The organism is Myxococcus vastator, assembly GCF_010894475.1.
Taxonomy (GTDB): Bacteria; Myxococcota; Myxococcia; order Myxococcales; family Myxococcaceae; genus Myxococcus; species Myxococcus vastator.
This window is the reverse complement of record NZ_JAAIYB010000263.1, coordinates 1-11,657: the sequence shown is the minus strand read 5'-3', so window position 1 is coordinate 11,657 and position 11,657 is coordinate 1. Positions and strand designations below refer to the sequence as shown.

The 11,657-nt window shown below is 71.5% G+C and carries 10 protein-coding genes; 7 read left to right on the top strand and 3 right to left on the bottom strand.

Features of this window, described 5'->3' with window-relative positions:
- A partial coding sequence (locus tag G4D87_RS23705; RefSeq protein ID WP_163784485.1) for a serine/threonine-protein kinase occupies positions 1 to 1,246 on the bottom strand: 1,246 nt, incomplete at its 3' end.
- A 173-nt stretch (positions 1,247 to 1,419) separates the two neighbouring features.
- On the opposite strand from G4D87_RS23705, the gene G4D87_RS23700 reads away from it, so the two are divergent.
- On the top strand, positions 1,420 to 1,758 hold the full coding sequence (locus G4D87_RS23700; RefSeq protein WP_163784484.1) for a helix-turn-helix domain-containing protein: 339 nt from the start codon (positions 1,420 to 1,422) through the stop codon (positions 1,756 to 1,758).
- Between the two features lie 15 nt (positions 1,759 to 1,773).
- On the opposite strand, the gene G4D87_RS23695 is transcribed toward G4D87_RS23700, so the two are convergent.
- Positions 1,774 to 2,943, bottom strand: coding sequence for a serine/threonine-protein kinase (locus G4D87_RS23695; RefSeq protein WP_163784483.1), 1,170 nt, complete (start codon positions 2,941 to 2,943; stop codon positions 1,774 to 1,776).
- A gap of 241 nt (positions 2,944 to 3,184) precedes the next feature.
- Here G4D87_RS23695 and G4D87_RS23690 point away from each other — a divergent pair, with 241 nt between their 5' ends.
- The 4 genes from G4D87_RS23690 to G4D87_RS23675 all read left to right on the top strand — a co-directional run bounded on the left by G4D87_RS23690 (position 3,185) and on the right by G4D87_RS23675 (position 6,314).
- Positions 3,185 to 3,961, top strand: coding sequence for an SDR family NAD(P)-dependent oxidoreductase (locus tag G4D87_RS23690; protein ID WP_163784482.1), 777 nt, complete (start codon positions 3,185 to 3,187; stop codon positions 3,959 to 3,961).
- Positions 3,951 to 4,742, top strand: coding sequence for a class I SAM-dependent methyltransferase (locus G4D87_RS23685; protein WP_163784481.1), 792 nt, complete (start codon positions 3,951 to 3,953; stop codon positions 4,740 to 4,742). The genes G4D87_RS23690 and G4D87_RS23685 overlap by 11 nt, the downstream gene beginning before the upstream one ends.
- A 104-nt stretch (positions 4,743 to 4,846) precedes the next feature.
- Complete coding sequence (locus tag G4D87_RS23680) at positions 4,847 to 5,248, top strand: hypothetical protein (protein WP_163784480.1); 402 nt, start codon at positions 4,847 to 4,849, stop codon at positions 5,246 to 5,248.
- 145 nt (positions 5,249 to 5,393) lie between these two features.
- Positions 5,394 to 6,314 carry a hypothetical protein gene (locus G4D87_RS23675; RefSeq protein WP_240358528.1) on the top strand — a complete coding sequence of 307 codons (921 nt, stop codon included), beginning with the start codon at positions 5,394 to 5,396 and terminating at the stop codon, positions 6,312 to 6,314.
- Between the two features lie 6 nt (positions 6,315 to 6,320).
- Here the strand turns inward: G4D87_RS23675 and G4D87_RS23670 are convergent, their stop codons facing one another.
- Positions 6,321 to 7,862, bottom strand: a complete 1,542-nt coding sequence (locus tag G4D87_RS23670) for a ChaN family lipoprotein (protein WP_205507701.1) — start codon at positions 7,860 to 7,862, stop codon at positions 6,321 to 6,323.
- Between the two features lie 114 nt (positions 7,863 to 7,976).
- Between G4D87_RS23670 and G4D87_RS23665 the strand changes: the two genes are divergently transcribed.
- Positions 7,977 to 10,736, top strand: coding sequence for a TonB-dependent receptor plug domain-containing protein (locus G4D87_RS23665; protein ID WP_163784478.1), 2,760 nt, complete (start codon positions 7,977 to 7,979; stop codon positions 10,734 to 10,736).
- Positions 10,736 to 11,575: a 5'-nucleotidase C-terminal domain-containing protein gene (locus tag G4D87_RS23660; RefSeq protein ID WP_163784477.1), complete on the top strand. Its 840-nt coding sequence runs from the start codon at positions 10,736 to 10,738 to the stop codon at positions 11,573 to 11,575. Before G4D87_RS23665 ends, G4D87_RS23660 begins: the two co-directional genes overlap by 1 nt.
- Positions 11,576 to 11,657: the final 82 nt, after the last annotated feature.

The following is an 11,657-nucleotide window of genomic DNA, read 5'->3' as shown; positions in this document are numbered from 1 at the left end:
GCCCGGGACTGGGCAGGGACGCGGCCCGCCCACTTTCCGGCCGGCCACCGGGCAAAGCCACTTCCCGGATGGGGTTGCCCACGCCGCCATGCGTGGGGGGCGCCACCCAGAGCCACGTCCCCACCGCGCACGCCAGCCCCGCGAGCAGCACGGCCCAGCGCGCCGCGCGCCGATGCACGGGCGCCGCCACGGCCTGGGGCGCACGTCGCTCCAGCGGTGCCTTGTCCGGCCGGGGCCCGCGCCTGGGGGAGGCCCAGCGGGCGTCACCTGCCTCGGCCCACAGCTCCAGCGCGGCGTCATTGTCGAGCTCGGACCAGGACTCAGGTTCGGGGGTCTCCGCATCCCGACGCCACTCGCACAAGGGGACGTCCCACGTCGCGTCGACGGCGGAGAGCACCTGCTCCACCGCCTCGCTCAGTGCCGCCGCGCTTCCTCGGGCCTCGGGGTCCTTGGCCAGGAGCCGCAGGCACAGCTCGCTCAGCGCCGGGGGCACGCGCGGGTTCACGGCGAGGGGAGGGCGAGGCGTCTCTGAGATGACGGCCTCGATCTCCGTGGGGGTCACCACCTCCAGGAACGGGGGACGGCCGGTGAGCATCCAGTAGACGACGACGCCGAGCGCGTAGAGGTCATCCGTGGGGCCGCACCGGTATCGCGCGTTCGTGTCCGCGCTGTGGGCCCTGCGGAACGCCAGCGCCTCCGGGCTTCGATAGCGCAGGGTGCCAGGCGGCAGGACGCCCTGGGTGAGGCGCGGCGCTCCGGCGAAGTCACCCACGCCGAAGTCCACCAGGACGGGCTCACCGTCCGCCTCCCGCACCATGACGTTGGACTCCTTGATATCGCGATGCACGACCTCCGCCTTGTGCGTGGCCGCCAGGCCCCGGGCCATGCCGCGCAGCAGCCGTGCCACCTGGCGCGCGCTGGGGTTCTCTTCCTCCACCCACCGGTGCAGGGTCCTTCCGCGCACGCACTCCATGGCCAGGTAGAACATCCGCGGCTCCCCGCCTGGGACATGTCCGCAGGCGCGAAAGGCCACCACGTTGGGGTGGCGCAGCCGCATGAGGATGGCGCTCTCGCGAGTCGACCACCCCGCCATCTCGTGGAGGTCCTGGAGCTTGAGCGCGACCTCCTCGCCGTCGCGCCGCGCGAGGTAGACGTTGCCGCATGCGCCGCTGCCCAGCCACTCGCCCAGGGTGAAGCCCGCGATGCCTGCCCCCGGCGAATCGTCTCGCCTCTGCGCTTCCGCCATGCCGTCTCCCTGGGGCTTCCTGCCCGGCGGATCCAACCTGAAGTGTCACCGGGCGCCAGCAGGACCCCGCCGGGAGGATGCCGTTCTCGCTACCGCCAGGGAAGATGAAAGTGCTTTCCCGCGCATGGTCCTGAGGGGTTTAGGGCGCAATGGGCTAGGCTCCCGGACGAGCCATGGACGAAGAACTGGGAGCGACGTTTGGAAAGGCCGTGCGCGAGGCGCGCGGGCGGCTGGGATTGACGCAGGTGGAAGTGGCGGCGCTGTTGGACATGCACCCCATGGTCTACAGCCGGATGGAGCGGGGGAAGATGTTGCCGCGGGTGTCCACGCTCCGGAGGGTGGCCAGGGTGCTGCGCACGTCCACGGATGAGCTCCTGGGGCTCGCCAGGGAGGGCCGCGCGGGCGCGAAGCAGCATTCCGCGCTGCAACGGCGGTTGATGACGCTCTCGGAGACGCTGGACGAAGAGCAGCTCAAGGCGCTCGTCGTGATGGCGAGCGCCCTGTCCCGTTAGCGCCTGGGCCCGGCGTCAGGTGCCCCTGCGGCCCCGTCCTCGGAGCTCGTGGGCTTCGAGGCCCTGTGGGAAGAGGCTTTCGTCGAGCAGCTCGACCTCGTCGCGGACCGCGCTGGCGTCGCTGATGAGTCGCGTCAGCTCCTCGGCCAGGTCGGCCCGGCCGAAGGGGCGACCGGTGCGGCGGACCTCCTGGATGAGGCACTCCCTGAGCGCCACGCACAGCGCTTCCGCCGAGCTGAAGCGCTTCGGCGCCTCCTTGTGCAGCATCCCGTGAAGCACGGCGCGCACCTCGGGCGGCAGGCTCGCGGCGGCGCGCTCCACGTCCTGGGGGCCATGGTCCTCCAGCAGCATCAGCATCTGCGTGAGCGGCAGGGAAGGGGGCTCCTCCAGGCGCAGCTCACGTGACTTCGCGCGAGGTGGCTCCATCGCCTCGGCCGCCGCCGCGAACAGGTGCCGCCCCGTGGCCAGTTCCAGCAGCACCAGCCCCAGCGAGAAGAGGTCCGAGGCGGCGGTCAGCGCCGTGCCCGCGAGGTACTCCGGAGACGCATACGCCACGTCCCCCTTGAGCAGCGCCCCCGCCGTCTCCTCCCGGCCGACCAGATGCGAATAGGCGACGCCAAAGTGCGTCAGCTTCACCTCGCCCGTGCGCGCCACCCGCACGTTTCGTGGGCTGACGTCGCGATGAATCAGCCCCAAGGACCGGCCCTGCGCGTCCTGGAGCGAGTGCGCATGGTGCAAGGCATCCGCCAGCTCCGCGGCGACATGGAGCGCGAAGGCCAGGGACACGGCCCTTCCTCGCATGGCGATGAGGTTCAGCACCGTCTCCAGCGACGGCCCGTCCACATGCTCCATGATGATGTACGGCTTGCCCCGGTGAATCTTGAAGTAGTGCACCTGGGCGATGTTGGGGTGGTGGAGGCGGTAGGCCAGTTGCACCTCCTCCACCAGCCGGTGCCGGCGCGCGGAGGTCGCGGGGCTGCGCACGCGCTTGATGGCGACGGGGCCCGCGAGCCCGTGCGGCTGGTAGCGGTCGGCCAGGAGCAGCTCCTCGCCATTGGCTCGGCGCTCCAGCGTGCGGACGAACTCGTAGCGCGTGTCCTCCACCGAGAAGAGGACGTGCCGCCGCTCGAACGTGAAGATGGCGGCCTTGTCCCGGGTGGTGGTCGTGACAGTCTGAGAAGCCAAGCGCGACTCCTTGGTGTGAACCTCAAAGGGTTAGTATTAGATAATCATGAGTCCGGCATGCGAAGGAAGCCGGTCCTCGTGACGGGCGCCCGGCCGGGTTTTTCCGCTGGCCTTCCTGTCAACGGACGGGCTCTTGTCAGGCGCCGGGGCCTTCTCTCGTCGTGAGCCGCCGGACGCCACCGGCGTGCCCGGGACTCCGCCGAAGCGGCCCCGTGAACGCACGACCGAGGAGAACACCCGGATGGACACGGAGCTGCAGGGCAGAGGCGTCCTGGTCACGGGCGGCGCCGGAGGAATCGGCACCGCCCTGGTCCACACCTTCGCGGAAGAAGGCGCGAAGGTGGCGGTGCACTACCACTCCAGCACCGAGAAGGCCCAGGCGCTGGCCCGCGACGTTGGCGGCGCCGCGCTGCGCGCGGACCTGACGGTGGAAGCCGACGTGGACGCGCTGGTTCCCGCGGCGGTGGCCGCGTTGGGACGGCTGGACGTGCTGGTGTGCAACGCGGGGGTATGGCCCGCCCCGGATGAGCCTGTCTGGGAGATGTCGCTGACGCGCTGGCGCCGCACGCTGGCGGAGAACCTGGACAGCGTCTTCCTGTGCTGCCGCGCCTTCCTCCGGCACGTGGCCACCACGAAGACGGGCAACATCGTCATCATCAGCTCCACCGCGGGGCTGTTCGGTGAAGCAGGACACGCTGACTACGCCGCCGCCAAGGGCGCGCTGGCGAGCGGCTTCCTCAAGAGCCTCAAGAACGAGCTGGGCCGCATCGCGCCTCTGGGCCGCGTCAACGTCGTGTGCCCGGGGTGGACGGCGGTGGACCGCAGCCGCGACAAGCTGGCCCAGCCGGGCTTCCTCGAGCGCGTCACGCGGACGATGCCGCTGCGCAAGGTGGCCGAGCCCGTGGACGTGGCGCGGGCGGTGGTGTCGCTCGCGTCGGACCGAATCTCCGGACACGTGACGGGTGAAGTCGTCACGGTCGCCGGCGGAATGGAAGGAAGGGTGTTGCATGACGACTGAACTGGACGTGCGGACGTACAACCGCGAGGCGTGGAATCACCAGGTGGCCACGGGCAACAAGTGGACGCTCCCCGTGAGCCCGGAGGTCATCGCCGCCGCGCGCAGGGGCGACTGGAGCGTCGTCCTCACGCCCACGAAGCCCGTGCCGCGCGAGTGGTTCGGTGACATCCAGGGCAAGGACCTCCTGTGCCTCGCGGGCGCCGGTGGACAGCAGGCGCCGGTGTTCGCGGCGGCGGGCGCCCGGGTGTCGGTGCTGGACAACTCACCCGCGCAGCTCGGCCAGGACCGCCTGGTGGCGGAGCGCGAGGGCCTGGAGCTCCGACTGGTGGAGGGCGACATGCGCGACCTCTCCGCCTTCGAGGACGCGAGCTTCGACCTCATCTTCCACCCGTGCTCCAACTGCTTCGTGGACGCGGTGCGTCCCGTGTGGCGTGAGGCGGCGCGCGTGCTGCGGCCCGGCGGCGTGCTGCTGACCGGCTTCACCAACCCCGTGAACTACCTGTTCGACCTGGCCTTGGAGAAGCAGGGCATCTTCACGTTGAAGTACCGCATGCCCTATTCGGACTTCACCAGCCTGTCCGACGAGGAGCGCCGCCGCTTCACGGATGTGACCGAGCCGCTCTGCGTGGGGCACTCCCTCGAGGACCAGCTGGGCGGGCAGGCGGACGCGGGGCTCGCCATCATTGGTCTCTTCGAGGACTCGTTCGGTCCGGAAGATGCCCTGTCGCGGTACTACAACGGCTTCATCGCCACCCGCGCGATGAAGCTCCCGGCGCGGTAGGGCGCGGCGGATTTAACCTTTCGCGCCGCGCGGGGTTTTTCAGGGCATGAGGCGACGGGAAGGCCGGCACCCGAAGCCTCAGTCACCCCGAGGAGCAAAACCCGATGAAGCTCATGACCGCCCTGCGTTCCGTTGCTGTCGCCTCGCTGTTCCTCGCCGCGCCCGTGCTGGCCCAGACGGCCGCGCCCGAGTCCGCCCCTCCTCCTGCCGCGGACGGCAAGGGGCACGGGGGGCACCACCGGCACAAGGGCAAGAGGCACGGGAACAAGATGGCCCGCATGGCGCACCGGCTGGACAAGGCCGTGGCCGAAGGGAGGCTCTCCCAGGCCCAGGCTGACCAGTTCAAGGCCGAGGGCCGCCAGCTGCGCGAGGAGATGAAGGCCCAGCGTGAAGCCTCGGGCGGCAAGCTCTCCGACGCGCAGAAGGACGCGATGCGGTCGAAGATGCGCGCCTTCCGCGAGAAGGTGAAGTCGGCCATGCAGGCGAACGCGCCGCAGAAGCTGTAGTCCCGTGCCGCACGCCCGGGAGGGGGGCGGCTGCCGTGCCGCCAACCCTCCGGCGGTGGCGGACACCGTGCTGGGGCACGCGAGGTGACGCCTCGTGGGCGGCTGGCGCAGAATGCGGGGACCTGCCTTCGCGGACGAGGTCCTCATGCGTGTGTTCCCCTTGCTGGCCGTCGCCGTTCTCTTCTTGGGTTGCGGCGCGCGCTCGGGCCGCGTGAAGCCCGACGGCCCGGAGTCCACGGTGGCCGTTCCGGATGACGCGGAGCTGCGCCGGGTGCAGACGCGGGCGAAGTACCTCTTTGATGCGGAGCGCGCCGCCATCTTCGCCACGGACCGGCTCCTCCTCCAGGACGCGCTGGACCGCTCGCGCATGGAGTGGTTCTTCACGGTGCCGCGTGAAGACGGCTGGTACTCCCTCTTCGGCACCCTGGACGACGCGGGCACCTTCACCCCCGCCTATGCCTTCAAGGCTCCGCGTGACGACGCGGAGCAGATGGCCCCGCTGCCACTCGACGCGCTGCCCGGGGACTTCAGCCCCGTCGCCCGAGCGGTGAAGTCGTCGATGCTGGCCACGGTGGAGGCCTTCGCGCGAGGGACCATCAACCCGGTGGTCTTCGTGGAGGAGGATGGAGACCTCACCGTCTATGTCCTCCAGGGCACGCGGGACCCCATGCGCTTCTATTTCGGCGGGGACATCCGCTTCCGCTACGGCCCCGACGGGCGCACCCAGCGGGAGGCGGTGCGGCTGCACAAGAGCGTCTTCGCCATCAGCCTGGAGCCGGGGCCGGACGGCGAGCTGTACCAGGGCTCGGCGCACTCCCACGTCCTCTTCGGGGGGCCATTGGAGACGGAGCTGGCGACGCTGATGCTCTACCCGGAGCTGGGCGCGCTCACGGTCATCCACGCCGCGTCGCGCATCGCCTACTTCCTGACCCCGGATGGCGCCATCCGGGTGCTGAGCGAAGCGCCGGAGCGGCAGCGGATGCTGAAGCCGGATGGGACGTTCGGCCCGCTCGACATGGACGAGGACGCCGCGCCACCGGCTCCCTCGGGACAGGTCGACCTGTAGCCGGGCTCAGCCGCCCAGGCGTTCGGCCCAGGCGAAGTAGGCCGCCCGCGGGTCCACGAAGGGGTCGCGGAACAGGGCCTGCACCTCCGCCTTGGCCACCTGGCCACTGTCGAAGGCCTGGTACAGCCGGTCTCCGAGCAGATAGCCCAGGGCGTGGCTGACGCCGTGGAACAGCCGGTCCTTGCGCAGCGGGAGGAGCTTCACGGCTTCCTCCGGCGCCTCCGCCTCCGTGGCCTTGTGGGTCAGCACGAAGGCGGCGATCTGCCGCTCCACGCCGCGGCTCTCGCCGAAGCGCTTCGCCCACTCGGCCACGCCCAGGCAGGCGCGCCGGGGGTTCACCAGCTTCGAGCCGAAGAAGCCCAGCGCCTCTTCCAGGCAGCGCGCGTAGAAGGCCTCTGAAGCGCCGCGCGGCGCGTCCATGGCGTCACCCACGGCGCAGTGCCGGACGAAGTGCGCCGCTTCCTCCGCCGCGTGGTTCAGCGACAGCGACGCCAGATAGGCCACCCGCGCGCGGGGGATGTAGCTGCTCTCGCGGGAGAGGATGTGGCGGCGAAGCTGGGTCAGCTCGGCCTGGGTGAAGCGTCCGCGCCGCTGGATTCGCTCCAGGACGTCGCCGTCCGCGGCGGTGGCCACGTCCACCGTGTCCAAGGAGCGGCCCACGGGCACGCCAGCGAGCCGGCCGATGAGCGCGGCCATCTCGCGGAAGCGCTCCGCGGCGCCGCGATCCAACAGCGGGGCGTCTCCGGCCTCCGCCTCCAGGTAGTCCAGGAAGCTCTGCTGGCACACCACGGGCGAGGCGTTCATCAGGCACAGCGTGCCGTCCGCCAGCTCCACGGCCTCCGCGGCGCCCACGCGGCCCTCGCGTGCCAGCCGCCACCAGACGCCTTCCGCGTTCTGGTACACGACCAGCCCCTTGCGCGTCTCCGCGCCGAGCGCGCGCTCCACCTGCGCGGGCAGGTGGCAGGGCGCCACGTGGTACTGGCCCACCAGCACCATGACCAGCGGCCGGTCCGGCGCGCGGGCGGCGCGGGCGATGCGTTCAGCGGCGTAGGCGTCCCGAAGCTCCAGCGAGCGCTCACCCTGCGCCCGGCGGTCGATGCCCACCACCTCCAGCTTCTGCTTGCGCGCGAAGGCGAGCAGGGCGCGCGTGTTGGACCACACCCCCGCGCCGTGTCCCAGCTTCGCCAGCAGGGAGCGCTCCGTGACGCGGCCAGCGCGCCAGGCATCCACGGTGGCCTGGTGACGGCCCTCCACGGACTCCAGCGCCATGATGACGCGGCGGCCCGAGGCCCGCGCCCGCTCCACCAGTGCGAGGTACGTCTCCTGCGCGAGCGGGAGCGTGTGGTAGTCGCCGACGTAGACGACGTCCGCCGCCTGCACCTGTTGGTACACGGCGGGCAGCGTCGTGACGCTCCGGTAGCCGGAGGTGCGCCGCCGGAAGCGGGCTTCGTAGGTTCGGAATGAGGCCGTCTGTCCGTCAACCACTCGGGCGATCTGCGCGCGCTGGCGTCGGAACAGGGCGAGGTGCAAGGCGAGCGAATCGCGCATGGAGTGCCGCAATCCCTCGCACGCCACCGCGGGCCCGGCAAAAAAACGGCGCGCCCGGGTGTCGGGTGCGTTCCTTGACTGGGACGGAAGGCCAATGGAGCATGGCGCTCAGCCTTGAAGACCGCACACGCTCGCGCGACCCTCCTCAGCCTGGTCCTCATCATGGCGGTGCCCGGCCGCGCCGAGGAACCAGGTCTCTTGCATTCCCCGCCGGAGCGCGCCGAGCCGCGCGTCGCGTTGCAGCTCGACGGCACGCTGGTGGAAGGCCGCCGCGTCCTCGAGCTGTACGTGCGCTACCGGGGCCCCGGCGAGCCCTACGCCCGACGGCCCATGGAGCGGGAGTACGGCGACCTGTACCGGGCCGTGATTCCCGCGGAGCACGTCGTCCCGCCCGGCATCGAGTACTACGTCGAAGGCCTCACCGCGGATGGCCAGCGCGTGCCGCTCTTCCAGTCCGCCTCGCGTCCCGTGCGCGTGCTCGTGGGCGGCGAGACGCCGGCCAGCGCGTCCATCGTCCGGCCCACGCCGCCGCCCACGCGCCGCCCCCCGCCAGGCCGGACGCCGCCGCGCGCCGCTCCGCCCGAGCGCACGCCTCCGCCCGAGCGTTCTCGCGCGCAGGCGCCGGCGCCGCGGGACGACTCCATGGCCGCGCTCACGGCGGACCTGCCCGCGGATGCGCCCACGGAGGCTTCGTCGTCGGCACGGCCGTCCCGGACCTCCGAGGCGCCCGCGTCGCGTGAGCTGGCGCCCGCCCGTTCCGAGCTGGAGGAGGACCTGGCCCTCTACAGCGCCGAGGACACGCTGGCCCTGGCCACGCGCCACGAGGCGGCGGTGCGGACGGTGCCCGCCATTGGCGCCTCGTTCAGTCAGCAGCAGCTGCGCTCCCTGGGCGCGCGCACCGTGGCGGACGTCCTGGACGTGGTGCCCGGCCTGTCGGTCAGCCGGGACGTGCAGGGCTTCCACCGCACCGCCATCCGCGGCCTGCGCAACGACGCGGAGGTGCTCTTCCTCCTCAATGGCCACCGCCTCAACAGCTTCTTCGACGGCAAGGCGCTGATGAACCTGCCGGTGGAGAACCTGGAGCGGGTGGAGGTCATCCGCGGCCCTGGCTCCGCCCTCTATGGCGCCGGTGCCTTCCTGGGCGTGGTCAACATCGTCACGGACACGTCGGACGGCGTCCGCACGGCCGTGTCCGTCGGCGGCTACCCGGGCCAGGACGACCGGCTCGCCGTCACGGGCAACGGTCACCTCTCCGCGGGGCACACCGCCGGAAACCTGCGCGTCTTCGCGGACGTGGACCTGTGGAGCCAGGCCGGTGACTCCACCGTCATCGAGAACGACGGCCTGGACGACGAGTCGCGCTCGCAGGGACTGCGTGACGTGACGGACCCCGCGGGGCGCACCCGCGACGAGCGCTTCCTCTTCAACGCGGGCGCGGGCGCCACCTACGCCATGGGCGACGCGGGCCGCCTGGGGGCCTCGGCGCGCTTCCTCACCGAGCGGCGCAGCGCCCTGGTGGGCCTCTTCGACACGGTGGGCGAGGACTCCAGGCTGGGCTGGAACGTCTTCCTCGCGGACCTGACCTGGGAGCGCGCCTTCGGACCCGACGTGAACCTCCGCGCGCGGGCCGCGTTTGACCAGCAGTCCACCGACCGCTTCTTTCAAATCACCCCTCGCGAGTTCAGAACCGGCACGGGCACCAGCCGCCTGTTCGAAGAGGGGATGCAGGAGCAGACGCGCGTCTCCGTGCGCTCGCTCACCGGCTCCGTGGACGCGGACGTGGCCCTGAGCGCCTACAACCGCCTCTCCCTGGGCGCGGTGGTGGAGCAGCAGTCGCTGGGCGAATACGACTACGTGACGAACTACACCCTGGACGCCCAGGTGCGTCCGGACGGCCTGGCGCGGCCGGAGGGCCTGGTGGACCTGACGAGCGGCGCCGCGTCCCGCCGCCTCAACGTGGGGCTGTTCGCGCAGGACCAGTGGACCGTCGTCAACGCGCTCACGCTCACGTTCGGCGTGCGCATGGACGCCACCCAGCTGCCCACGGTGGACGCGTCCGGCGCCATCAACGGCACCCGCTTCGTGCCCACCCTCAATCCGCGCGTGGGCCTGGTGTTCGCGGCCACCGACTCGCTGGTGCTCAAGGCCCTCTACGGGCGTGCCTTCCGCGCCCCCACGCTGCAGGAGCTGGTCGAGCGCATCCCGGACACGGACTACAACCAGGGCCGCTTCGAGGGCAACCCGCGCCTCCAGCCCGCCACGGTGGACACCTTCGAGCTGGGCGCGGACCTCGTCCAGGCGGCGGGGGACGCGCGGGTGCGGCTGCGCGCCAACGCGTACGTGGCGTTCTTCGGCTCGCCCATCGTCCCCGTGGACACGTCCGGCAACATCGTCCCGCTGCGCAACCGCGAGCTGGGCGTGCGGGTGTACGGCGTGGAGGGCGAGGCCCGGCTGGAGGCCTCCAAGCGCGCGTATGCGTGGCTCAACGCCAGCATCTCCCGCGCGGAGGACCTGGAGCTGCCCACCCAGTCCCGCCTGCTCACCGACACGCCGCAGGCGCGCTTCAACGCCGGGGTGTCGATGCCCATTGGCGCCTATGTGAACTTCGACGTGGTGGTGCGCACGGGCGCGGAGCGGCGCAACAACAGCCGCTCCGTGCTGGAGCTCATCCGCCGCTACAAGATTCCGTCCTACAGCCTCATCACCGCGCAGCTGCGCACCGAGCCCATCCTGGAGCACTTCGAGGTGGCCCTGGTGGCGCACAACCTGTTCGACAATGACCTTCGCGACGACGTGCCCCGGCCGGACCGCGTCCCCGGGCTGCTGCCGCGCGAGGGCATGTCCGGATTCCTCACCGTGAGGGCCCACTACTGATGCCGCGCTCCCGCTCCCTCTTCGCCGCGCTCACCTTCGCCCTGGGCGCCTTCCACGGCGGCTGCATCGCCTACAACGACTCGTGCCAGCCCCTGGTGGAGGACCCCGACGCCGTCGTGGGCTACCTGGCCCACGAGGTGCTCCTCGACAAGGTCTACACCCGGCACGACAACAATGCGCTGGGCCAGCTCGTCGCGGATGCGCTCCTCCACGCGGAGGATGACTCCACGCGCCCCGCGGTGCTGGGCGTCGTCAACGGCGGCTCGCTGCGCCAGGAGGGCCTGTGCGTCACGCGGACCTCGCTGCGCCAGGGCGCGCTCACCGACGGCGTGCTGCACGAGCTCCTCCTCTTCGAGAACCTCGTCGTGACGGTGGACCTCACGGAGAAGGAGCTCGTGGACATGATGGAGCTGTCCGTGGGCTCGCTGTACAGGGAAGGGCAGAGCATCGCCTCGCCCTCCGGCGCCTTCCTGCACGTGTCGGAGGGCAGCTCGCTGCGCGTGGACTGCGCCCAGCCGGAGGGCTCGCGCGTGCGCGAGCTGACGGTGGGTGGGGTGCCCGTGGCGCTGCCCGCGCGCGAGGACGCGTCCATCCGCTACCGCGTGGCCATGAACGCGTACATCCTGGACGGGGGAGACGGCTACGGCGCGGCGCTGGGCAACGCGGGACAGAACCCGGACCGCAACCCGGTGCAGGCGCGCAAGCTGCGCGGGACGGAAGCCAACCTCGCGTCGGCGTACATGGAGGCCCGGCACCCAACGCCCGTGCAGGCGCTGCGCGAGGAGCCGCGAGTCGTCTTCCAGAATTGCGCCCTGCCCGCGAGGCCCGCGGGCAGGTGAGGGTGGGGAGCCGGGCGTGGAGCCGGCCCTCCGGAACTACTTGGGCTCTTCGGAGGGCGCCACCGCCACGGCCGTCACCGGC